This is a genomic window from Pseudomonas fluorescens, from assembly GCF_000802965.1.
In the GTDB taxonomy this organism is placed as follows: domain Bacteria; phylum Pseudomonadota; class Gammaproteobacteria; order Pseudomonadales; family Pseudomonadaceae; genus Aquipseudomonas; species Aquipseudomonas fluorescens_A.
This window is the reverse complement of the sequence record NZ_JSAK01000032.1, coordinates 18,439-39,460: the sequence shown is the minus strand read 5'-3', so window position 1 is coordinate 39,460 and position 21,022 is coordinate 18,439. Positions and strand designations below refer to the sequence as shown.

20 protein-coding genes and 1 pseudogene are annotated in these 21,022 nt (G+C 60.5%); 8 read left to right on the top strand and 13 right to left on the bottom strand.

Going from position 1 to position 21,022, the window contains the following annotated elements; all coding sequences use genetic code 11:
* Nucleotides 1-18 precede the first annotated feature (18 nt).
* On the top strand, nucleotides 19-678 hold the full coding sequence (locus NL64_RS24545; RefSeq protein ID WP_034150664.1) for a methyltransferase family protein: 660 nt from the start codon (nucleotides 19-21) through the stop codon (nucleotides 676-678).
* Between the two features lie 106 nt (nucleotides 679-784).
* Here NL64_RS24545 and NL64_RS24540 read toward each other — a convergent pair whose 3' ends face one another.
* The 5 genes from NL64_RS24540 to NL64_RS24520 form a co-directional block, all read right to left on the bottom strand.
* On the bottom strand, nucleotides 785-1,399 hold the full coding sequence (locus NL64_RS24540; RefSeq protein WP_052321302.1) for an HAD-IA family hydrolase: 615 nt from the start codon (nucleotides 1,397-1,399) through the stop codon (nucleotides 785-787).
* A 184-nt stretch (nucleotides 1,400-1,583) separates the two neighbouring features.
* The gene (locus NL64_RS24535; RefSeq protein WP_034150709.1) at nucleotides 1,584-1,991 is read right to left on the bottom strand and encodes a response regulator; all 408 of its coding nucleotides are present in this window, start codon (nucleotides 1,989-1,991) and stop codon (nucleotides 1,584-1,586) included.
* 207 nt (nucleotides 1,992-2,198) lie between these two features.
* Complete coding sequence (locus NL64_RS24530) at nucleotides 2,199-2,465, bottom strand: pentapeptide MXKDX repeat protein (protein WP_034150662.1); 267 nt, start codon at nucleotides 2,463-2,465, stop codon at nucleotides 2,199-2,201.
* 51 nt (nucleotides 2,466-2,516) lie between these two features.
* The gene (locus tag NL64_RS24525; RefSeq protein ID WP_034150661.1) at nucleotides 2,517-3,302 is read right to left on the bottom strand and encodes a molybdopterin-dependent oxidoreductase; all 786 of its coding nucleotides are present in this window, start codon (nucleotides 3,300-3,302) and stop codon (nucleotides 2,517-2,519) included.
* A complete protein-coding gene (locus NL64_RS24520) occupies nucleotides 3,299-3,916 on the bottom strand; it encodes a cytochrome b/b6 domain-containing protein (RefSeq protein WP_034150660.1) in 618 nt (205 codons plus the stop codon). The genes NL64_RS24525 and NL64_RS24520 overlap by 4 nt, the downstream gene beginning before the upstream one ends.
* Nucleotides 3,917-4,191: 275 nt before the next feature.
* Here NL64_RS24520 and NL64_RS24515 point away from each other — a divergent pair, with 275 nt between their 5' ends.
* Nucleotides 4,192-5,142 carry a class I SAM-dependent methyltransferase gene (locus NL64_RS24515; RefSeq protein ID WP_034150659.1) on the top strand — a complete coding sequence of 317 codons (951 nt, stop codon included), beginning with the start codon at nucleotides 4,192-4,194 and terminating at the stop codon, nucleotides 5,140-5,142.
* Nucleotides 5,143-5,242: 100 nt separating this feature from the next.
* On the opposite strand, the gene NL64_RS24510 is transcribed toward NL64_RS24515, so the two are convergent.
* Complete coding sequence (locus NL64_RS24510) at nucleotides 5,243-6,016, bottom strand: helix-turn-helix transcriptional regulator (RefSeq protein WP_034150658.1); 774 nt, start codon at nucleotides 6,014-6,016, stop codon at nucleotides 5,243-5,245.
* A 111-nt stretch (nucleotides 6,017-6,127) separates the two neighbouring features.
* Here NL64_RS24510 and NL64_RS24505 point away from each other — a divergent pair, with 111 nt between their 5' ends.
* Both NL64_RS24505 and NL64_RS24500 read left to right on the top strand, forming a co-directional pair.
* The gene (locus NL64_RS24505) at nucleotides 6,128-7,231 is read left to right on the top strand and encodes a polyamine ABC transporter substrate-binding protein (protein WP_034150657.1); all 1,104 of its coding nucleotides are present in this window, start codon (nucleotides 6,128-6,130) and stop codon (nucleotides 7,229-7,231) included.
* 55 nt (nucleotides 7,232-7,286) lie between these two features.
* Nucleotides 7,287-8,417: a DmpA family aminopeptidase gene (locus NL64_RS24500; protein ID WP_034150656.1), complete on the top strand. Its 1,131-nt coding sequence runs from the start codon at nucleotides 7,287-7,289 to the stop codon at nucleotides 8,415-8,417.
* Nucleotides 8,418-8,700: 283 nt separating this feature from the next.
* Here NL64_RS24500 and NL64_RS30710 read toward each other — a convergent pair.
* Together NL64_RS30710 and NL64_RS24495 are read right to left on the bottom strand one after the other, a co-directional pair.
* Nucleotides 8,701-8,778 (bottom strand): annotated as a pseudogene (locus NL64_RS30710) (outer membrane lipoprotein carrier protein LolA); the annotation flags it as partial.
* 17 nt (nucleotides 8,779-8,795) lie between these two features.
* The gene (locus NL64_RS24495) at nucleotides 8,796-9,491 is read right to left on the bottom strand and encodes a GNAT family N-acetyltransferase (protein WP_034150655.1); all 696 of its coding nucleotides are present in this window, start codon (nucleotides 9,489-9,491) and stop codon (nucleotides 8,796-8,798) included.
* 206 nt (nucleotides 9,492-9,697) lie between these two features.
* Here NL64_RS24495 and paoA point away from each other — a divergent pair, with 206 nt between their 5' ends.
* From paoA to paoC, 3 genes are read left to right on the top strand one after another with little or no spacing between them, the layout of a single operon-like run.
* Nucleotides 9,698-10,321, top strand: a complete 624-nt coding sequence (paoA, locus tag NL64_RS24490; RefSeq protein WP_034150708.1) for an aldehyde dehydrogenase iron-sulfur subunit PaoA — start codon at nucleotides 9,698-9,700, stop codon at nucleotides 10,319-10,321.
* The gene (locus NL64_RS24485; protein ID WP_034150654.1) at nucleotides 10,318-11,274 is read left to right on the top strand and encodes an FAD binding domain-containing protein; all 957 of its coding nucleotides are present in this window, start codon (nucleotides 10,318-10,320) and stop codon (nucleotides 11,272-11,274) included. Before paoA ends, NL64_RS24485 begins: the two co-directional genes overlap by 4 nt.
* Nucleotides 11,271-13,469 carry an aldehyde oxidoreductase molybdenum-binding subunit PaoC gene (gene paoC / locus NL64_RS24480; protein WP_034150653.1) on the top strand — a complete coding sequence of 733 codons (2,199 nt, stop codon included), beginning with the start codon at nucleotides 11,271-11,273 and terminating at the stop codon, nucleotides 13,467-13,469. The genes NL64_RS24485 and paoC overlap by 4 nt, the downstream gene beginning before the upstream one ends.
* 112 nt (nucleotides 13,470-13,581) lie before the next feature.
* Here the strand turns inward: paoC and NL64_RS24475 are convergent, their stop codons facing one another.
* The 4 genes from NL64_RS24475 to NL64_RS24460 form a co-directional block, all read right to left on the bottom strand.
* Nucleotides 13,582-16,071: a TonB-dependent siderophore receptor gene (locus tag NL64_RS24475; protein ID WP_034150652.1), complete on the bottom strand. Its 2,490-nt coding sequence runs from the start codon at nucleotides 16,069-16,071 to the stop codon at nucleotides 13,582-13,584.
* A gap of 116 nt (nucleotides 16,072-16,187) precedes the next feature.
* Nucleotides 16,188-17,141 (bottom strand): FecR domain-containing protein, encoded by a 954-nt coding sequence (locus NL64_RS24470; protein WP_034150651.1) that lies wholly within the window; start codon nucleotides 17,139-17,141, stop codon nucleotides 16,188-16,190.
* 3 nt (nucleotides 17,142-17,144) lie between these two features.
* Nucleotides 17,145-17,654 carry a sigma-70 family RNA polymerase sigma factor gene (locus tag NL64_RS24465; protein ID WP_034150650.1) on the bottom strand — a complete coding sequence of 170 codons (510 nt, stop codon included), beginning with the start codon at nucleotides 17,652-17,654 and terminating at the stop codon, nucleotides 17,145-17,147.
* 440 nt (nucleotides 17,655-18,094) lie between these two features.
* Nucleotides 18,095-18,664 carry a YceI family protein gene (locus tag NL64_RS24460; protein WP_034150649.1) on the bottom strand — a complete coding sequence of 190 codons (570 nt, stop codon included), beginning with the start codon at nucleotides 18,662-18,664 and terminating at the stop codon, nucleotides 18,095-18,097.
* A 205-nt stretch (nucleotides 18,665-18,869) separates the two neighbouring features.
* Here NL64_RS24460 and NL64_RS24455 point away from each other — a divergent pair, with 205 nt between their 5' ends.
* Nucleotides 18,870-19,616 (top strand): SDR family oxidoreductase, encoded by a 747-nt coding sequence (locus NL64_RS24455; protein ID WP_034150648.1) that lies wholly within the window; start codon nucleotides 18,870-18,872, stop codon nucleotides 19,614-19,616.
* 123 nt (nucleotides 19,617-19,739) lie between these two features.
* On the opposite strand, the gene NL64_RS24450 is transcribed toward NL64_RS24455, so the two are convergent.
* Nucleotides 19,740-20,420 carry a phosphoribosyltransferase gene (locus tag NL64_RS24450; RefSeq protein ID WP_034150647.1) on the bottom strand — a complete coding sequence of 227 codons (681 nt, stop codon included), beginning with the start codon at nucleotides 20,418-20,420 and terminating at the stop codon, nucleotides 19,740-19,742.
* Nucleotides 20,421-21,022: the final 602 nt, after the last annotated feature.

Genomic DNA, 21,022 nt, shown 5'->3' with positions numbered 1-21,022 from the left:
TAGCATTAGGATTGCCTCATGAAAATCTCCGGAAAACTGACGTTTTTCGCCATTGTTTCCACCCTCGCCTACCTGTGGCTGGCGATATGGGGACTGGGCGGTTTTGCGGCGTTTTTCTCCCATGCAGCCTTGGTCGTCGTGGCGCTGGCAACGCTGGTCATGGCCGTCGCTTCGCTGTTCACCGAGGTCAACCTGAGTTCTGGCGAACGTGAAGACCGGGCCAATCGCTGGGTGCTGCCAGCGTTCGGGGTGATAGGACTGTTGAGTGGTTTTTTGCCGGCCTACACCGACCGGATCGACTTCTGGACCTTTGGTGGCGAGGGCATACGCTGGCTCGGCGCTGTGCTGTTCATCATCGGCGGCGCGTTGCGACTGTGGCCGGTGTTCGTGCTTGGCAAACGCTTCAGCGGGCTAGTGGCGATTCAGCCGGACCATAGTCTGGTAACCGACGGGATTTATCGCAGCCTGCGTAACCCCAGTTATCTGGGGATGTTGGTTATTGCCGTGGGTTGGGCGCTGGCTTTTCGTTCGGGGGTTGGGTTGTTGCTGGCGGGGCTGACGGTGATTCCGTTGATTGCACGGATACACTCGGAAGAGGCGCTGTTACGGGCGCAGTTTGGTGGGGAGTACGAGGCCTATTGCGCTCGGAGTTGGCGGCTGATTCCCGGAGTGTATTGATGCACACCCTGTAGGAGCTGCCGCAGGCTGCGATCTTTTGATTTGGCTTTTTAAAATCAAGATCAAAAGATCGCAGCCTGCGGCAACTCCTACAGGCTCGGGCTTATCACGAGTTCTTGAGGCGAATCAGTCCTTCAGGGTCGAGCACGACCATGACCTCGCCATAATTGGTCAACGTCGCATGCACCGTCTGAATCGGCTGCTCATGGGTCGCGGTGACGATCATCAAATCCGCCCCCGATGCCTCGGCCGCGAGTATGCCGACCGATGCGTCCTCGAAAACCAGGCATTCCGATGTCTGAACACCCAGCCGTTGAGCCGCCAATCGATACCCGGCCGGGTCGGGTTTGCCGGCGGTGACATCTTCGGCAGTGACCATCACATCCGGCTCGGGAATCCCCGCTGCAGCCATTCGCCGCAACGCCAACGCCCTCGGTGCAGAGGTGACGATGGCCCATTGATGAGCGGGTAACGACTGGAGAAAACCCGCTGCGCCAGCCACTTCTGCAACCCCTTCGACATCTTCGATTTCAGCTTCGGTGATCCACGCGGCTTCAACCTCCGCATCCACACCGGGCAAGGCCAGGCGATTGATGGTGTCGATGGCGCGGGCGCCGTGGATGGTGGGCAGGAAGGACTCGACATCGACGCCATGGCGCGTTGCCCAGGAGGCCCAGACGCGCTCGGCGGCAGCAATGGAGGTGAGAATGGTGCCGTCCATGTCGAACAGAAACGCACGGTACGGGACATCGAAAACGGATGCGGGAACAGGCAAAGGGTCCTTCCTATCTCAAGAACGGTGTTCCGGCAATGTACACCAACCCTGTAGGAGCTGCCGCAGGCTGCGATCTGTTGATCTTGATCTTTAAAAAGCAACATCAAAAGATCGCAGCCTGCGGCAGCTCCTACAGGGTGCGGCGTGACTTCAAGGCACCATCCACGCAATCGAGTAGTTGCCCCAGCGCCCAGGGTTTCTTGATGAACGAGACTTCGTGCCGGACTCCGGAGCTTTCCGGGGTTTCGAAGCCGGACATGATCATGATCGGCTTCTCCGGCCAGCGATCTCCGAACAGGTTGGCCAGATCCGCACCATTGAGTTTGCCCGCCATGGTGATGTCGGTCAGCAGCAACCGGACATTCTGGGCATGCGCCTCCAAATAAACCGATGCAGCATCCGCGCTGGACTGCGGCTCCACCACATACCCTTCTTCCTGAAGAATTTCACAAAGAAATTCCAGGATCAGCGGGTCGTCTTCAACGACCAGAATCAACCCGTCAGGAAGTTGTTCGCCCGCCGTCGATACTTGACTCATGACCATACCGCTCCCTGATCGCAACAATGACTTTCGCGGGCTCTAAATCCGCTACCTACAGGGTATGAGCAACGCTATCTGCGGAAATTCATTTTTGATACAGGCGGTCGACGAAATCGATAGTCCAGCAAGCTCCGCAATACAAAGCAAACGATCAAATGTCATGGGGGCCTGAATCAGGTCATGCCCCGAATGACTGGGTTGGCGTTACTGGGACATGGGGTCTTTTTTCATGGTGTCCTTGGACATGGCGTCTTTCTTCATGCCGTCCTTGCTCATCGCATCCTGGGACATGCTGTCTTTTTTCATCGTGTCCTTGGTCATGGCATCCTTTTTCATGCTGTCTTTGTGCATGGCGTCCTTGGACATCGCGTCCTTGCTCATGCTGTCGTTACTCATGGTATCGGCGGCAAAAACACTGGCAGCGCCGACGGCCAGGCACATGGACAGAACGACGGTGGTCAACTTTTTCATGATGGAACTCCTTGATGCATGGGGTGTGAACGGGGATTTACCGAGGTTTCGTCAGCTGCCACCAAACCAGTTGTAGCCCTGGTCTTCCCAGTAGCCGCCGCTGAAGGTGTTGCTGACGAAAATCGCCTGGATGTGTTTGGGGTTCTTGTAGCCGAGCTTGGTGGGCATGCGCAGCTTCATCGGGAAGCCATACTCGCGCGGCAGCACGTCGCCGTCCCAGGTCAGCGCCAACAGGGTTTGCGCATGCAGTGCGGTGGCCATGTCGATGCTGGTGTAGTAGTCATCAGCGCATTTGAAGCCGACGTATTTGGCATCGGTATCGGCGCCAACGCGCTTGAGGAAATCACTGAAACGCACGCCGCCCCAGCGGCCGATGGCGCTCCAGCCTTCGACGCAAATGTGCCGGGTGATCTGCTCGGTTTGCGCCATGGCGCGAAGCTCTTCGAGTCGCCAACTGCGCTTGTCCGCCACCAGACCGGTGACTTCCAACCGATAGCTCTCCTCCTCCACCGTCGGCGCTTCGTCGATACCGTAGAAGGCATTGAACGGGAACGGCCGGGTGATCATCGAGGCAGGATAGGTCGGTGCCATGGCGTTGGGATTGAACAGCCAGCCCTGCACCCGATCGTTGAAGCGCGACATCGACGACAACGCGGTCTCGACGCTGTCGTTGTCGGTGAGGTTGCAGCCGGACAACATGGCCACGCCGCCGAGGGTCAGGCCACGCAACAGGAACGAACGACGCGAGCGGTCCTCGATCTGCGGGGCGAGGATTTTCCGCGCGTCGGTCAGGATGGACGACTCGTCCAGCCCGGAGCCTTGAATGCGCTTTTTCATACAGACTCCTTGCGACCGACAATCATGGCCAACAGTGTTTTAGGAACCAGTGCAACCATCACCAGATGCACCGCGACGAATGCCACCAACAGCGACATGGCGATGAAGTGCACATGGCGCGCACCTTCGTAGCCCCCCAACAATTCACGCAGCAGCGCAAACTGCACCGACTTCCACAGCACCAGCCCGGAGATCACCAGCAGCGTGATATCGACCATCACGAACAGGTACGCCACACGCTGCACCTGGTTGTAATGACTCAGGTCGGCATGCCTCAACCGGCCTCGCAACGCGGCCCACAGGTCGTGCATTACGCCTTTGGGTGATACCGGAAAGAAGCGTCGTTTCAGGCGACCACTGAGCAGATTGATGACCAGATAGACGAGGCCGTTGAGCGCGAGAAACCACATCGCCGCGAAGTGCCATTGCAAGGCGCCGCCAAGCCAGCCGCCGAGGGTGATCGACTTGGGGAAGCTGAATTCGTAGAGCGGTGAAGCGTTGTAGATGCGCCAACCGCTGGTGACCATCACCAGCACCGCCAGGGCGTTCAGCCAATGGGTGAGCCTCAGCCAGCGAGGATGGCTGGCCTTGGGTGAAGCAGTTGACTGCGACATGTCCGGCTCCCGTTTGTTGTTCGTTGGGGCCGAGTATGGAAGCCGGAAGATCGCCAAATCCTCACGTAAAGTTAAATTAATCGTGATAACTGCCCGCCCCACCCTGTAGGAGCGAGCCTGCTCGCGATGAACCTGAGAGCGCCGCGGGGTGTCAGGTCCCCAGCATCATCGTTTACGACCATCGCGAGCAGGCTCGCTCCTACAGGTTTTGTGTCGTCCACCCAACGCGCAACTATGGTTAAATGCCGCCCCTTTCAAATTGCCGACCCAACCTGATGAACCCTGAAGCCCTCGCCACCCTCCGCGAACATTTGCTGACCGCCCTGGCGGCCGCTCCCGCCGAAACCCGTCGCCTGTTCCACGGCCGTGGCCGCTGCTGGCCGGGGCTGGAGCAACTGACCGTCGACTGGTTGCAGGGCGTGGTGCTGGTGGCGCTGTTCAAGGAACCGGAAGCGGCGCAGCTGGAAGCTTTGAAGCAGCTGTTGCTGGACATCACCCAGTCACCGCAATGGGCGCAATCCGGCGCGCACACCCTGCTGCTGCAACATCGTTACCTGCTGCAAAGCACCACCGAATGGTTGCTCGGGGCAGAAATCGATGAGCTGACGATTGTCGAAGGTGGCCTGAAGTATCGGGTGGATTTGGGCCGCAAACAGAACACCGGCCTGTTCCTCGACATGCGCTATGGCCGCGATTGGGTGCGGGCCAATGCCGAAGGCAAACGCGTGCTGAACCTGTTCGCCTACACCTGCGGCTTCTCGGTAGCGGCGATCGAAGGCGGCGCGACCCATGTGGTCAACCTCGACATGTCGAGCCCGGCCTTGAGCCGTGGTCGCGACAATCACCGGCTCAACGGCCATGACCTGGGCAAGGTCACTTTTCTCGGCCACGACCTTTTCAAGTCCTGGGGCAAGGTGATCGGCAAGGGGCCTTACGACCTGGTCATCATCGACCCGCCGTCGTTTCAGAAAGGCAGTTTTTTGCTGACCAAGGATTACCAGCGTGTGCTGCGCCGCTTACCGGAGTTGCTGGCTGAAAACGGGACCGTACTTGCCTGCATGAACGACCCGGCGTTCGGTGCAGATTTCCTCATCGATGGCGTGACGCGCGAGGCGCCGAGCCTGCGGTTCGAACAGCGGCTGGACAATCCGCCGGAGTTTCCGGATGCCGATGTCGAGTGCGGCTTGAAGGCGTTGGTTTTTAATCTCGAAAACGCTCCCCTGTAGGAGCTGGCTTGCTGGCGATGGCGTCGGAACATTCACCGCCGCTATCGCCAGCAAGCCGGCGCCTGCATGGGCTGTGCGTACACCCTCTTTTGATCCTGATTCAACGCGGATTAAGCACCAACGCAAACAACTCACCATGCCCGTTCACATTGAGCTTGTGATAGAGATTGCGCCGATGCACCTTCACCGTCTCCGGTGAAATGCCCATTTGCTGGGCAATGGCCTTGCTGGAGAAACCCTGCAGAATCAGCCGAGCGGTTTCGATCTCGCGCACTGACAATCGCGCATCGAAGCGGTCCAGCAGCGACGCCAGATCCCCGGCCACGGCCTCGGCGGCCGGCCCTTCCGGTGGCAGCAATCGCATGTGTCGACGCATGGCGGCCAGTACCCAATCGCGCACGCACAGCAGCCGGCCCTGCTCTTCAAGGCTGAAGCGTGTCGCACGTCCCAGGGACAACCCCAGCACGGCGCCGTCGACGTTGACCATGAACTGCAACTCGTCGCCGCCGACCACGGAACGGAAGTAACTGAGGTAGTACTCACTCTGCAGGAATTGGTCCGGGGCTACGGAATCGAGGCTGTGCAAACCGTCACTGATGCCGGCACACACCGCGAGGTAAAACGGATCGAGCAGGTACATGCCGGCGCGGTAGTCCGCCAGTTCTTCGTGCTCGTCCGCGGTGGCTTTGGAGTCGAAATCAATCAGCAGGCGCGGCACCCGCCCCGGCTGCATCACCGCGACCAGGGCGTTGTCCAGCGGCACCAGCAAGCGCAGCGTGTCGACCAGCGCCCGCCAAAACCCCTCTTCGCCCACCGCGCCAAATACCCGCGCCAATCCCTGGTGCAGCGGTAACTCTTTCAACAACGCGTCCACGCACTACCCCTTTCGAGTAACCCATGATGGGAATGGGTGACGGCCACGCCGGTCGATACCCTGCAGACTCTTGATTATCACCGGCCTGCAGCAGGCCAGGAGTGCCGCATCATGAGTGGTCATCGCTCGTATTTCAATCTGGGTTTGGGCGCCTGTCTGGCGACCTGGACCATGGCCGCGGTAGCGAACGAGCCCACCGTTCATGTCTACAACTGGTTCGACTACATCGGCCCGACCACCCTCAAGGACTTCCAGCGCGATACCGGAATCAAACCCGTTTACGACACCTTCGACAGCGGCGAAGTACTGGAGGCCAAGTTGATGACCGGCCATAGCGGTTATGACGTGGTTGTCGCCAGTAACTTCATTCTGCCTGCCCTGATCAAAGCGGGTGCCCTGCAGAAACTCGATCGCAGTCAACTGCCCAATCTGAAGCACATCGACCCGGTGCTCTTGGAAAAACTCCGCGCCAACGATCCGGACAACCAGTACGCCATCCCTTACCTGTGGGGCACCGACGGCATTGGTTACAACGTTGACAAGGTCCGCGAGGTCCTGGGTGATCAAGCTCCCGTAAATTCCTGGGACTTGCTGTTCAACGAAGAGAACCTGGCCAAGCTCAGTCAATGTGGCGTGGGGATTCTGGACGCGCCCGCCGAGATCATGCCGATAGCCCTGCACTACCTTGGCCTGCCGCCCAACAGCAGCAGCCCCGCTGACTACAAAAAAGCTGAAGCGTTGCTGCTCAAGCTGCGCCCGCACATCACTTACTTCAACTCGTCGAAGATTGGCAGCGACTTGGCCAACGGCGATATATGCGTGGCCATCGCATGGTCCGGAACCGTGTTCGGTGCCAAGCAAGCCGCCGACGAAGCCGCCAAGGGCGTGAAAATCGAATACAGCATCCCCGACGAGGGTGCACCGCTGTGGTCCGACAATCTGGTCTTGGTCAAGGACGGCAGCAACCCGCAACAGGCGCTGGCCTTTATCAATTACTTGCTGCGTCCGGAAGTCATTGCACCCGCCACCCAACAGGCGCTCACCGCCAACGCCAACCTCGACGCCACCGCACTGCTCTCGCCCGAAGTACTCGACTACCCGAACATCTACCCCACCGCCGAGGTGATCGCCAAGCTGTTCACCTTGCAACCGCAGCCCCATGCGATCGAACGCCTGCGCACTCGCGCCTGGAGCACCATCAAAAACGGCCAGTAGCCACGCCCCTGTCACATCCACTTTTTCTGCCACGAATTTCAAGATGAGAACACCCATGAATCCACGTGCCCGCGACCTCAACATCCAGTTCGGCCAACTGCAACCCGGCCCCCTCAACGCCATCACCGATGTACCCGGCGTGCGCGTCGGCCACAGCAATGTGCGCGGCCGCAGCGCCAAAGGTCGCGACATTCTCACCGGGGTCACCGTGATCGAACCCCGTGCCGGCTCTACCAGTCAGCAACCGTGCTTTGCCGGTGTCCATGTGCTCAATGGCAACGGCGACGCCACGGGGCTGGAGTGGATTCGCGAGGCCGGTCTGTTGACCAGCCCGATCGCGTTCACCAACACCCACAGCCTGGGTGTGGTGCGCGATGCGTTGATTGTGCTGGACCGTGAGCAGCAACCGGATGACGGGCGGCTCTACTGGAACATGCCGGTGGTGCTGGAAACCTTCGACGGCTTGCTCAACGACATCAACGGTTTTCACGTCAACGTCGAACACGTGGCCGAAGCCCTGCGCGCGGCAGTCGGCGGCCCGGTGAGCGAAGGCAATGTTGGCGGTGGCAGCGGCATGATCTGCCATGAATTCAAGGGCGGCATAGGCACCGCTTCGCGCCGGTTGAACAGTGCCCAAGGCGGCTGGACGGTGGGGGCGATTGTCCAGGCCAACCATGGCATCCGTAACGAATTGCGCGTCGATGGTTACCCCGTCGGGCGCTACATGGAACAGGTCGACTCGCCATTCCTTCAGGCCTCGCTGCCGCATCCGGGCATGGGCTCGATCGTAGTCTGCCTGGCCACTGACGCGCCGTTATTGCCGCATCAATGCACGCGCCTGGCGCAACGGGCCAGCCTCGGCCTGGCCCGTACCGGGGGCGGTAATGAGGACCACAGCGGCGACATTTTCATCGCCTTCGCCACCGGCAATCAACACGTACCGCCGGCCGCTTATGAGAGCAAAAAAGCACCGACCTGCGACCACTTGAGCATGGTTAACAACGATCACATCAGCGAATTGTTCCTGGCCGCCACCGAAGCCGTCGAAGAAGCCATCATCAACGCCTTGCTCGCCGCCGAAACGACCGAAGGTAACGGCCACGCGGTGACGGGGCTGGATGCCGAAACGCTGCTCAGGGCCCTGAATCAGGCCGGTTGGCCGGGTGATCAAAATCGCAGAAGCTGACACTTGTGGGGGGATTCGACTAGCGGTACTTGAGGCCGCCCCCCCATCTTCCTACGATGGAGTTGCGCAGCCGCTTGCTTGTCCAGGCCGTTGCGTAGGTGGTGAGTGCACTGAACCCCTATCAAGCTCACCGCCTGCTTCATTTGCGCATCTTGAGCCTCAATGGCTCCACTTCTCCCCATCAAAGAGCTTTGAGGCTCTTTTTTAACTGCGCGTAAACCAGACAAGAAAAAGCCCGGCATTTGACCGGGCTTTGTGCATTCTGAAACCACCGCATATCCCTTGTAGGAGCGAGCCTGCTCGCGAAAAACCTGAGCACGCCGCGGGGTGTCAGGCTTCCAGCGTTATCGTTAACGACCATCGCGAGCAGGCTCGCTCCTACAGTTGACCACGTTGGCCCAATCGTTCGTGGACGAACTCGCTGGCCTTGCGCGTCAGTTGATCCAAGTGCCGATCCCGCTGCTTCTCCGCATCGAGCATCGCCCGCTTGCCGTGCTTTTGCAGCAGGTAGGTATGAATCTGCCGCACCTCCAGCGAGCTGTAGATCGGTGCCACATCCAACTGCGCCAGCAAGCCGTCGCTGCCGTGGTCGCGGGTGTTCATCAACACTTGGGTGGCGCGCGTACCTACCACCTGAAAGCCCATCGATTCGAAATACGGCACCTTGGCCACTGCGCAAGTCAGCTCGGCATGCGGGTAACGGCCGACCATCTCTCGCAGCATTCTGCGCGCTACACCCTGTCGTCGATGGCCGGCATCCACAGCCATATAAGCCACACCGCACGCGTCGGGATCGTCCTTGACCGGCAGGTACAGCAGGAAACCGACGACTTTATCCGGGTCGTCCAGATCGGTGGCGACGAGCAATTCCACCGCAAGTCCTTTCGCCCCGTTCAGCGCCTCCAGATACAGGTGCACCTCGTAGCCGATCGCATACTGGTAGACGTTGTACAGCAGGTTGCTCGGCGGGATGGCGACCATGCTGATGTCGGTCAGGTTGTCGACCACCAGTTGCAGGATCTGACTGTTGACCGACTCGGGGCACGGGGTTTTGTAGTGGGTGATCTGGGGCATTGCGGGGATTGACTCCGGGAATGGACGCGGCTGCCTATCATAGCGTGCCGGACCGCGTTACTCGCCTGTCATGATCGATTCATGAGCCACACGCATAACTCTATAGCCGAAAACCGCAAAAACGTTTCCCTGACCCTGGCGGTCAGTCAATGGATGAGGGCTGTAATCGCCAATCAACCATAGGAAACGCACCGATGCCCGACTTGATGACGATTTCCCGACGAGACCTGCTGATCGTGGGCGTGGTGACCGCAGCGGCCGTGATCCTGCCTCCATTCATTTCCGCTCAGGCCGCAGCCGCCAACGCCGCGCTCCCGGTCAAAACCAAGGTGTCGATTTGGGTGAACGGCGCGCAACAACAAATGGAACTCGACACCCGCACCACCCTGCTCGACCTGTTGCGCGAACACCTGCAACTCACTGGCACCAAGAAGGGTTGCGACCACGGCCAGTGCGGCGCCTGCACGGTGATTGTCGACGGTCGACGCATCAATTCCTGCCTGACCCTTGCGGTGATGCACGAAGGCGCGAAGGTCACCACCATTGAAGGGCTCGGCACGCCGGACAAACTGCATCCGATGCAAGCGGCGTTCATCAAGCATGACGGCTATCAATGCGGCTATTGCACACCGGGGCAGATCTGCTCGGCGGTCGCGGTGCTGGGAGAAATCCGTGATGGCATTCCCAGCCACGCCAGCCCGAGTCTCACCGAACCACCCAAGCTGATCGCCAGCGAACTCCAGGAACGCATGAGCGGCAACATCTGCCGCTGCGGTGCGTACTCCAACATCATCGAAGCGATCACCGAAGTCGCGGAGGCCAGCGCATGAGGCCCTTTACCTATTCACGCGCCCAGTCCCCGGCCGAAGCCGCCTCGCTCGCCGCACAGGTCAGTGGCTCACGATTCATCGCGGGCGGCACCAACCTGCTGGACCTGATGAAGCTGGACATCGAGACGCCGACGCAACTGATCGACGTCAACGACCTCGCGCTGGACCGCATCGAAGCTACGCCGGAAGGTGGTTTGCGCATCGGCGCGCTGGTGCGCAACACCGACCTCGCGGCCGACGCACGCATCCGCAAGGATTACGCCGTGCTCTCCCGCGCCCTCCTCGCCGGCGCGTCCGGCCAGTTGCGCAACATGGCCACCACCGCCGGCAATCTTCTGCAACGCACGCGCTGCCCGTATTTCTATGACACCCATCAAGCCTGCAACAAGCGCCAACCGGGCAGTGGCTGCGCGGCCATCGGTGGATTCAGTCGGCAACTGGGGATTATCGGCGTCAGCGATGCGTGCATTGCCACCCATCCCAGCGACATGGCTGTGGCGATGCGTTTGCTCGATGCTCAGGTGGAGACGGTTCGACCCGACGGCACTACTCGAGTGATCGCCATCGCCGACCTGCATCGTTTACCCGGCAATACACCAAACATCGAAACCACATTGGCGGCGCACGAGCTGATTACCGCCGTGACCTTGCCCGCGCCGATTGGCGGTACGCACGTTTATCAGAAAGTCCGTGACCGCGCCTCGTACGCATTCGCCCTCGTTTCAGTGGCCGCGGTAATCCAGCAGGACGGCTCGGGCCGCGTTGCCCTCGGCGGCGTCGCGCCCAAACCGTGGCGCGTGGAAACCGCTGAATCGTCGCTGCCCAAAGGCGCGAAAGCGGTTACGGAACAGTTGTTGTCCGGCGCCACCCCCACCCATGAAAACGCCTTCAAACTGACACTGGTCGAGCGCACGCTCGCTTCGGTGATGGCGCAAGCGAGGGCCCAGGCATGAAATTCGACACCCCGGCCACCACCAATCCCATCGACCAAGGCAAGGTCATCGGCCACCCTACCTCGCGCATCGAAGGACCGCTGAAAACCACCGGCCAGGCGCCCTACGCCTACGAACACCATAACGTCGCGCCCAACCAGGCTTACGGCGTGGTGGTCGGTTCGGCGATTGCCAAGGGGCGCATTGCTTCGATGAACCTGGAAGCGGCGCAGTCGGCACCGGGGGTGATTGCCATCGTCACCGCCGCCAATGCCGGCAAGTTGGGTCAAGGTAAATACAACACCGCCAAGTTACTTGGCGGTCCAGAGATTCAGCATTATCACCAGGCCGTCGCCTTGGTGATCGCCGATACCTTTGAACAGGCACGCGCCGCTGCGGAACGGGTAGACGTTACCTACACCAGTACAGACGGCACGTTCGATCTCGCCAATTCCCGCGAGTCGGCGGTGGAAGCCAAGGAGCAAATGGCGGACACCCTGCACGGGGATTTTGAAACAGCGTTCGCGGCGGCACCGGTGCAACTCGACGCAACCTACACCACGCCCGATCAGGCCCACGCGATGATGGAACCCATGGCCTCGATGGCCGCATGGAACGGCGACCGGCTAACCCTGTGGACGTCAAACCAGATGATCGATTGGTCGGTCACCGACCTGGCCACAACCCTCGGTATCCCGAAGAAAAACGTACGTCTGATATCGCCGTACATCGGCGGTGGATTCGGCGGAAAATTGTTCATTCGCGCTGATGCGGTCCTCGCCGCCCTGGGTGCGCGCATGGCCGGCAGACCGGTGAAAGTGGCGCTGGCCCGGCCACTGATCTTCAACAATTGCACCCACCGCCCGGCGACCATTCAACGCATCCGCATCGGCGCCGCTAGCGACGGCAAGATCACCGCGATGGCCCACGAGGGCTGGTCCGGTGACTTGCCCGGCGGCAAAGTGGAACTGGCCGCGCAACCGAGCAAATTGTTGTACGCTGGGGAAAACCGGCGGGTGACTATGCGGCTGTCGACACTCGATCTGCCGGAAGGCAATGCGATGCGCGCACCGGGTGAAACCCCGGGCATGATGGCGCTGGAAATTGCCATGGACGAGATGGCGGAAAAGCTCAAACTCGACCCCATCGAATTTCGAATCATCAATGACACCCAGGTTGATCCCGTGAAGCCGGATCGACCTTTTTCCCAGCGCCATCTGATCGAATGCCTGCGCACCGGTGCCGATCGTTTTGGCTGGAACCAACGCCATGCGCAACCGGCCACACAGCGCGACGGACGCTGGCTGATCGGCATGGGCGTCGCTGTTGCCTTTCGCAATAATCTGCTGGTGAAGTCCGGGGCGCGTGTTCGCCTGAATGATCAGGGAATCGTGACCGTGGAAACCGACATGACGGACATCGGCACCGGCAGCTACACGATCATCGCGCAAACGGCGGCGGAAATGCTCGGTGTCAGCCTCGACAACGTGGTCGTGCGATTGGGCGATTCGAGCTTTCCAGTGTCTGCTGGCTCGGGTGGCCAGTTCGGCGGTAACTGCTCGACCGCCGGGGTGTATGCGGCGTGCGTCAAGCTGCGCGAGGCCGTTGCGCAACGCCTCGGTGTGAACGCTGACGAGGCTGAATTCGTCGGTGGCGAAGTACGCGCTGGCGGCAAAAGCATGCCGTTGCGCAACGCGGCACAGTCCGGCGAAATCGTCGCTGAAGACAGCATCGAATTCGGCGAGCTGAGCAAGAAGTACCAGCAATCAACCTTCGGCGCGCACTTCGTCGAAGTCGCCGTGGACAGCGCCACCGGGGAAACCCGCGTGCGCCGGATGCTCTCGGTGTGCGCGGCCGGGCGTATCCTCAATCCGACTTCGGCCCGCAGTCAGGTGATTGGCGCGATGACCATGGGCGTAGGCGCGGCGTTGATGGAAGACCTGGTGGTGGACAAACGCCTGGGCTTTTTCGTCAATCATGACCTGGCCGGTTACGAGGTGCCGGTGCATGCCGACATCCCCCACCAAGAGGTGATTTTTCTCGATGAAACCGATCCGGTTTCCTCGCCGATGAAGGCGAAGGGCGTTGGCGAGTTGGGTATTTGCGGGGTCAGCGCGGCCATCGCCAACGCGGTGTATAACGCGACGGGGATTCGGGTGCGCGAGTACCCGATCACCCTGGACAAGATGCTGGATCAATTGCCGCCGATGATTTGAGTAGTTGTGCTGGCCTCCCCGGCCTCATCGCGGGCAAGCCCGCTCCCACAGGGGAATGCATCAACTGTGGGAGCGGGCTTGCCCGCGATGACGTCCGTCGCTACACCAACGATTACCAGTCGTAAGTCATCTCAACAGAAGCCACCCGCTCCTGGCCGTAGTAGCAACCGAACGCGTAGTTGCAGTCCGACACGTACTCACGATCGAAGATGTTCTGCACGTTCACGCGGGTCTGCAAACCGCGCAGGCTCGGGTCCAGTTTGCCCATGTCGTAGCTGACAGTGGCGTCGTAGACGACGTACGACGGCACGTCGAACGAGTTGGCCGCATCACCCGGTTTGCGCCCGGTGTACCGCGCGCCCGCGCCGAAGGTCAGCCCATTGAGGTTGGCCTGGGTGAAGTGATAGTCGACCCACATCGATGCGGAAACCGGTGACTGGGCTTCGTTGCGGTTGTCCTCGTTGCCCCAGGTGTCCTTGGTGTAGAACGAATCCATGTAGCTGGCCGCGGCCATGACGTCGATGTTGTCGAGGCTGGATTTGATTTCCAGTTCGACGCCACGCGAACGCATTTCGCCGCTCTGGTCCATGTACTCCGGATACTCCTCGTCGCCGGTCAGCACGTTCTTCTGTTTGATCTGATACACCGACGCGGTGATCAACGTCTTCTCGAATGGCTGGTACTTCACGCCCACTTCGTACTGCTCGCCCTCGGTCGGCTCGAAAGCCTTGCCGCCACGTTGCGGTGCGGCGGTGCCGATGGTCGGCAGGAAGGACTCGGAGTAGCTGACATAGGGTGCCAGGCCGAAGTCGGTGACGTAGGTCAACCCCACTCGACCGGTGAATTTGTTGTCACGCTTGGCTTCGTGGGTCGACGCCAGCAAGTCCTTGTTGTCGATCTCGGCCCAGTCCTGGCGACCGCCGATGGTCAGGATCCACTTGTCCAGTTTGATCTGGTCCTGCACGTACAAACCGGTCTGGCGCAGGGTGTTGTCCCACTTTGTAGTCAGTTGCGTAGTGACGCTGCTGGTGTCGTAGTTGTTCTTGCCGTACAGGTCGACCGGCAACACGTTGTTGGCGTTGTAGCCATCGTACTTGCGGGTGAAATGGCGATAGTCCACGCCCGCCAGGGTGGTGTGCTCCAGGGCGCCGGTGTTGAATTTATATTCCAGATTGTTATCGACGGTGTAGGCGATGTTGTGCTGGTGCCAATCGACCTTGGCGCGGTTGGCGCGGGTGTAATCGGTCACGCCGTCGGCATCGGTGACGAAGCTGCGCAAGTAGAAACCCTTGTAGCGGTCGCGCACGTCGGTGTAGCGCGCAGTCGAGCGGTACTTCAGGTCATCGCTCAAGTTGTGGCTGAAATCGTAGCCGAAGACGTATTGGTCACGTTTGTAGTCGTTGAAGTTGGTGTCGCCGGAGAAAAAGTCGCGGTCGATTTTCTCGCCGTTGGGGCCACGGTTCAGCGAGCCGATTCGCGGCAGCGACTGATAATCCGGCACGCCATCGTCACGCTGGATCTGCGCCAGCAAGGTCAGGAACGTGTCTTCAGTCGGCGCCCAGGTCAGGCTCGGCGCTAGGAGCATGCGCTCACTTTCGTTGTGCTCGACCATTTCGTTGCCTTTGTCGGCCACACCGATCAGGCGATAGCTGAACTGCTTCTGTTCGTCGATCGGACCGCTGGTGTCGAAAGCACCGTTAACCCGGTTATAGCTGCCCGCCCCCAGTTTGACCTGACTGCGCTGCTCGGTGGTTGGACGCTTGGAGACCATGTTGATCAGGCCGCCCGGCTGGTTTTGCCCGTAAAGCACCGACGACGGGCCTTTGAGCACTTCGATGCGCTCCAGGGTGTACGGATCGATTTGCGGCGCGCCGCCGAGGCTGCCGGCGTACGGGATGTAGGCGCCATCCAGGTACAGCGGCGTCGGCGCGAAACCACGGCTGGTGATCTCGTCGGCAATCGAGTTACGGTCAGTAAATCCTCCGGTGTTCACCCCCGGCGTATAGCGCAGCGCCTGGGTCAGATTGCGCGCGCCCTGGACTTCCACCTGCTCGGCGGTGACCACGTTGATGGTCTGCGGAATTTCCAGGATCGGCGTGTCGGTCTTGGTGGCGGTGGCGCTGCGAGTGGCAACCATGCCATCCACCGGACCATAGGCCGATTCCACGGCAACCCCGGAAATGCTGGTCGCGCCCAACTGCATGGCCGCGCCGGAAGCAACGATCGGCAACAGCGAATAGCTGCCATTGTCATGGCGAACGGCTTCGAGTTTGCTCCCGGCGAGCAACTGTCGCAGCCCGGCGTCAACGCTGTAGCGCCCACGCAATCCCGAGGTTTGCTGGCCGTTGGCGGCGCTTGGCGCGAAAGAAACGGTGACCCCGGCCGTGCCGGCGAACTGGGTTAATGCCGAACCCAGAGGGCCTGCCGGAATGTCGAACTCGGTTTCGACGTCGGTCTGCGCCCAGGCCGGTTGCGCCACCATCGTCATGCCCAACGGGACGACCAGCGCCATCCCGAGCAGCGCGGCATGCACGGCACGGCTCAAGGGTCTGACGGATGGCTGGGTAGCAGAAATACGGTGTTGGGGATTGCGAGGGGTCATGCAGTTTCCTTTCGCCCGTTGGCAGTCAATGGCGGCGTCTGTGTGCGCCTCTATTTACCAAGTCGAACGAGAATCTAAATCAATAACCCCTGTGCAGGATTTTTTTCGAGAAACACTCAAACCGGTTCCACGCTCGTCCAGAAACGGCTGAATCGACGAATGCGCACGGGCAAGGTCGAGGTCAGGTTTTCGAGGATTGTGTCGGTGCTGCCGAGGTGGAAAGCCCCGGAAATCCGCAGCGCTGAGACCGCCGGATCACAGCCCAGATGGCCGGGACGGTAACGCTGCAATTCCCGGATGAATTCACCCAGGCGCCAGTCGTTGACCACCAGCATGTCGCGGGTCCAGGCATCCGCCTGAGGGTTGGCCCGTTGCAAGGGTTCGATGGCGTCCCGGCGAAAGTTCACTTGCTGGCCAGCGTCGACACGGACGGCGGTGTCCGGCACGTTGGCGGAACGTACCTCGACCGCATGCTGCTGCACGCTGACCTGGGTCAGGTCCGCTTCGCGACGCACGACAAATCGGGTGCCCAAGGCGCGGATGCTGCCTTCGGCGGTGTGAACCACAAAGGGCCGCGCACGTTCGTCCCGCGCGGTTTCGATAAAAATCTCTCCCTGGAGCAAACGCACTTCACGCAGGTTTTCGCTGTAGTGGATGTCCACCGCGGTCGCCGTGTTCAGTTGCAATTGCGTGCCATCGTCCAGTCGCATGCGACGGCGTTCGCCGGTGCCGGTACGCTGATCGGCCATCAGCGTCGGCAAGGGTGTGGTGTTCCATGCCAGCGTGCCCGCCCCGCCCGCCATTAGCAGAATCGACAGGACTTTGAGCACATCACGTCGTTTGGCGCGGGCGCTGGCCAATGTTGGGCGAGCGATGCCGGGGACGACTTGGTCGAGTTTGTCTTGCAGACGCGCGAGACGTTCCCAAGCCTGCATATGACGGGGATCGCGCTCCAGCCAGCGTCGATGCGCCTCGCGAGTGGCGTCGCTGGGCAACTCGCCACGCAAGTCGACGTACCAGCGCGCGGCGGCTTCGAGGGTGGCGTGATCCAGCGGTTGCGGACGCGCCACGGCTCAGTCCTCGATCAACAACAGGCAGTGCGTCAGAGCGCGCACCGCGTGCTTCTTGACCGTGGTCACCGAGACATTCAGTCGCCGGCCGATCTCGACGTAGCTCAGGCCATCAAGCTGGGCCAGCAGAAAAATCTCCCGTGTGCGCTCGCCCAGACCGTCGAGCATGCGGTCGATTTCCATCAGGGTTTCGATAATCAGCGAACGGGTTTCCGGGGAGAACGCCACCGGCTCCGGAATGTTGGCCAGGGTTTCCAGATAAGCCTGCTCCACTGCCCGGCGGCGGAACATGTCGATCATCAGGCTGCGGGCAATCGTACTCAGGTAAGCGCGAGGCTCGCGCAACTCGACGGTCTTGCGCTGGGTCAGCACGCGAATGAAGGTGTCCTGGGCCAGGTCCGCCGCGTTGTGGTGGCAGCCGAGTCGTTTACGCAACCAGCCACACAACCAACCGTGATGGTCTTCGTAAAGCGAATGCACGGTTTGTTGCAGCGAGAGATCGACTGAGGACATGGAGAAAGCCCGACACAAAATTTATTTGATAATGACTCTCATTTTCTTCCAAGCCGACACATTTTGGCAAGAGCATCAACCTTCCTAAACCGCCAACCCGTGGTTTCGCCGGCCGAAGGTCAGCCATCGAACCGGGCGCTGTCATGTAGGCGCTGTCTTGAACTGGCGATGGCGGCCGCAAGATCGGCGCAAAATCCGATGGTCTCATCGCCAGCAAGCCGGCTCCTACATAGGTCGAGTTCAACCGGTCCAACTGTAGGAGCTGGCTTGCCAGCGATGGCGGCCGCAAGATCACCGCAACGTCAAATGGCCTCATCGCCAGCAACCCGGCGCCTACACAGGTCGGTTTCAACCGGTCCAACTGTAGGAGCTGGCTTGCCAGCGATGGCGGCCGCAAGAGCGGCGCAAGGACCTGGGGTTTACCACGCCAGGTCCGAACGCTATCGCTGCGGGGCCACCATTCGAAACCTGATTTTGATCTCGTTGGACACAAAGCTATCAGCCCATTCGCCCTCGCCCATTTTGAAGTCGTCGCGTTTGAGCGTCAGCTCGCCCTCGAAGATGCCAATCGCGTTTTCCGCCTTAAGCAGCACCGGCACCTCAACTTCCCGAGTAAGCCCTCGAAGGGTGAGGTTGCCGGTGATCAGATAGCGGTTGTTGCCGAGGTCTTTAACCCGCGTCGATTCGAAGGTCCCTTCGGGATAGGTCGCGGTATCGAACCAGGCCGGCTTGCGCAGCTCCTCGTTGGCGTCGTTGCTGCCGGCGTCGATGCTGTCGAGGTCGATGGTCAACCTGGCTGTGGCGGCTTCGGGGCGGTCTGTGTCGAAATCAAGGTTGCCCACGAACCTGCTGAACGTGCCATACCCTTTCGAGCCCATTTGCTTATAGGTAAAACTGAGCGTGCTGGCCGTGGCATTCACATCGGAGTATTCGACGGCGTTTGCGCCGGGCACGACGCCGAACACGAGAACGACCGCCAAAGCAGTGCAACGCGAAAATCCGGGACGCATGAGACTCTCCAGGCCGGACTTCCTCATGGGCTGAGGTGTCGAACGCACGCAAGCCGGCAACAGGTGGAATAAAGCAAAGAACCAGCGTTTATTCCACTGGCCGCCCCGACTTCCGACCACCTGTCGCCGCCCCCCTCCTGCACAGGATGACGGACGCGATCGGGTGTTTAATTAGCGGGTTACTCAACGCACCAGGAGACGAGTCATGAAAGTCGTCGTCATTGGAGGCTCCGGCCTGATTGGCAGCAAAGTTTGCAAGAACTTGCAGGATTTGGGGCATGAAGCGCTTGCTGCTTCACCGAGTTCCGGCGTCAACGTCATCAGCGGCGAAGGGTTGGACAACGCGTTGAAAGGCGCGGATGTGGTGGTCGATGTGGCCAATTCACCGTCATTCGAAGACGCCGCGTCGCTGCACTTTTTCGAAACCGCTGGCCACAACCTGCTCAAAGCGGAAGCGACGGCCGGCGTCAAACACCATATAGCCCTGTCGGTTGTCGGTACCGAACGCATGCTCGACAGCGGTTACTTCCGGGCGAAAATGGCCCAGGAAACTCTCATCAAGGAATCGGGCAGGCCCTATACCATCCTGCGGGCCACGCAATTCTTCGAGTTCATCAGCGCCATCGCCTATTCCGGTCGTGAGGAAGGCAACACCATCCATTTGACCTCCGCCGCGCTGCAACCGATTGCCTCGGTCGACGTCGCCAAAGCCCTGACCGACATCGCCCTCAAAGCCCCGAGCAATCAGACCGTGGAAGTGGCCGGGCCTGATCGCCAGCCACTGGTGGAATTCGTCAGCCAATACCTGCAACACATCAAGGATCCGCGCCAGGCTGTTTCGGACGACAAGGTCCCGTACTTCGGCGCGCCGATCAATGACCAGTCGCTGACGCCGGGCGCCAACCCTATCATCGGCGCCACCCGATTCGCAGACTGGCTAAAGCAAACATAGAACCTTTGTGGCGAGGGAGCTTGCTCCCGCTGGACTGCGCAGCAGGCCCCTGCTGTTTTGGATGGAAAAGGGGGCCGCTTCGCGACCCAGCGGGAGCAAGCTCCCTCGCCGCAAGGTGCAGCGTTACGCCATGGGCGGAGGACTTTCTCTGCGCCATGCCCGCTGCAATAGATCGATGACCTCACCATCCGACGTCTGGGAAAAATCCACGTACCAATAGCCAATCGACATGAACCAATCCGCAATCAGCGGGCAGACCAACTCATCCACTTCACAGCGCAATGCCTCGGCGGTTTCAATCGGTGCCACTGGCACCGCGACCACAATGCGCGCCGGCGCGTGCACCCGCGCCGCGTGAATCGCCGCCATCATCGAGGCGCCGGTCGCCAGGCCATCGTCGATCAGAATCACCACCTGATCCTTGAGCTGCACCGGCGCCCGCGTGCCCCGGTAAACCTGCTCGCGACGCAACAGCTCGCGGGTTTCCCCCGCGACCACCGCCTCGAACGCAGCCTGATCAATCGGATGCGCGCGCAACGCCTGCTCATTGAGAATCTGGATGCCGCCACTGGCAATCGCACCCATGGCGAACTCCTGATGGGACGGCACCCCGAGCTTGCGCACCAGCATCAAGTCGAGGCGAACCTCCAGGGCCGTGGCCACTTCATAAGCCACCGGCACCCCGCCACGGGGCAACGCGAGGACAATCACATCGGGCCTGCGCGCGTAGGACAGCAACGGTTCAATCAGGCGCCGACCGGCAGCGGCGCGGTCCTGGAGGATGGTGGGCGATGAGTGATTCATTTGAAAACCTCCCCAGGCGATCAACGCCTGTCGGTTCGCATCACACTCTGAATTGTCGGTTTGACGGCGACTGTCATCAAGCCCAAACACACGCCAAGTGCCCACCGTAGTTCTCTGCGGGGGCAGCTTGCTCGTGAAAGAGTCAGCCCAGCCGACATCACTCCTCATATGCTTACAAGAAACGCCCCCACTAACCTGGCAATCGCCCCAGGCTGTTCGTCCAGCGAAAAATGCCCCACCTTGAGCACATGGTCTCGGCATTCGGTAAATCCCGGCGATAAGCCTCGGCTTCAGCCACATCAAAAGACGGATCAAACTTGCCCCACACCACCAGCGTCGGCGGTTGATGATCGCGCAACACGCTTGCCACTTCGGATAGATGGCCACGTTGTTGCGATAGTCATAGAACAGATCGCTCTGAATATCCGCCTGCCCCGGCCGGTTCAGGAAATTGAACTAGTCAGTCCACAGGTCCGGGTTGAAAACCTCGACATTCGGGTTGTCGGCGCACGCCTGTAGGAACGGCCGCAGGCTGCGATCTTGGCGCACGCCCAAACACCCCCTAGATCAATCGAAAAGCCACATACACCGATCCTCAAAAC

What these genes read in the sequence shown, in the direction of transcription:
- NL64_RS24540 (WP_052321302.1), bottom strand. Translation starts at nt 1,399, where the DNA reads ATGGACGGCACCATTCTCACCTCCATTGCTGCCGCCGAGCGCGTCTGG.
- NL64_RS24495 (WP_034150655.1), bottom strand. Translation starts at nt 9,491, where the DNA reads ATGCCCCAGATCACCCACTACAAAACCCCGTGCCCCGAGTCGGTCAAC.
- NL64_RS24535 (WP_034150709.1), bottom strand. Translation starts at nt 1,991, where the DNA reads ATGAGTCAAGTATCGACGGCGGGCGAACAACTTCCTGACGGGTTGATT.
- NL64_RS24505 (WP_034150657.1), top strand. Translation starts at nt 6,128, where the DNA reads ATGAGTGGTCATCGCTCGTATTTCAATCTGGGTTTGGGCGCCTGTCTG.
- NL64_RS24525 (WP_034150661.1), bottom strand. Translation starts at nt 3,302, where the DNA reads ATGAAAAAGCGCATTCAAGGCTCCGGGCTGGACGAGTCGTCCATCCTG.
- NL64_RS24450 (WP_034150647.1), bottom strand. Translation starts at nt 20,420, where the DNA reads ATGAATCACTCATCGCCCACCATCCTCCAGGACCGCGCCGCTGCCGGT.
- paoC (WP_034150653.1), top strand. Translation starts at nt 11,271, where the DNA reads ATGAAATTCGACACCCCGGCCACCACCAATCCCATCGACCAAGGCAAG.
- NL64_RS24455 (WP_034150648.1), top strand. Translation starts at nt 18,870, where the DNA reads ATGAAAGTCGTCGTCATTGGAGGCTCCGGCCTGATTGGCAGCAAAGTT.
- NL64_RS24520 (WP_034150660.1), bottom strand. Translation starts at nt 3,916, where the DNA reads ATGTCGCAGTCAACTGCTTCACCCAAGGCCAGCCATCCTCGCTGGCTG.
- NL64_RS24545 (WP_034150664.1), top strand. Translation starts at nt 19, where the DNA reads ATGAAAATCTCCGGAAAACTGACGTTTTTCGCCATTGTTTCCACCCTC.
- NL64_RS24500 (WP_034150656.1), top strand. Translation starts at nt 7,287, where the DNA reads ATGAATCCACGTGCCCGCGACCTCAACATCCAGTTCGGCCAACTGCAA.
- NL64_RS24465 (WP_034150650.1), bottom strand. Translation starts at nt 17,654, where the DNA reads ATGTCCTCAGTCGATCTCTCGCTGCAACAAACCGTGCATTCGCTTTAC.
- NL64_RS24460 (WP_034150649.1), bottom strand. Translation starts at nt 18,664, where the DNA reads ATGCGTCCCGGATTTTCGCGTTGCACTGCTTTGGCGGTCGTTCTCGTG.
- NL64_RS24515 (WP_034150659.1), top strand. Translation starts at nt 4,192, where the DNA reads ATGAACCCTGAAGCCCTCGCCACCCTCCGCGAACATTTGCTGACCGCC.
- NL64_RS24485 (WP_034150654.1), top strand. Translation starts at nt 10,318, where the DNA reads ATGAGGCCCTTTACCTATTCACGCGCCCAGTCCCCGGCCGAAGCCGCC.
- paoA (WP_034150708.1), top strand. Translation starts at nt 9,698, where the DNA reads ATGACGATTTCCCGACGAGACCTGCTGATCGTGGGCGTGGTGACCGCA.
- NL64_RS24530 (WP_034150662.1), bottom strand. Translation starts at nt 2,465, where the DNA reads ATGAAAAAGTTGACCACCGTCGTTCTGTCCATGTGCCTGGCCGTCGGC.
- NL64_RS24475 (WP_034150652.1), bottom strand. Translation starts at nt 16,071, where the DNA reads ATGACCCCTCGCAATCCCCAACACCGTATTTCTGCTACCCAGCCATCC.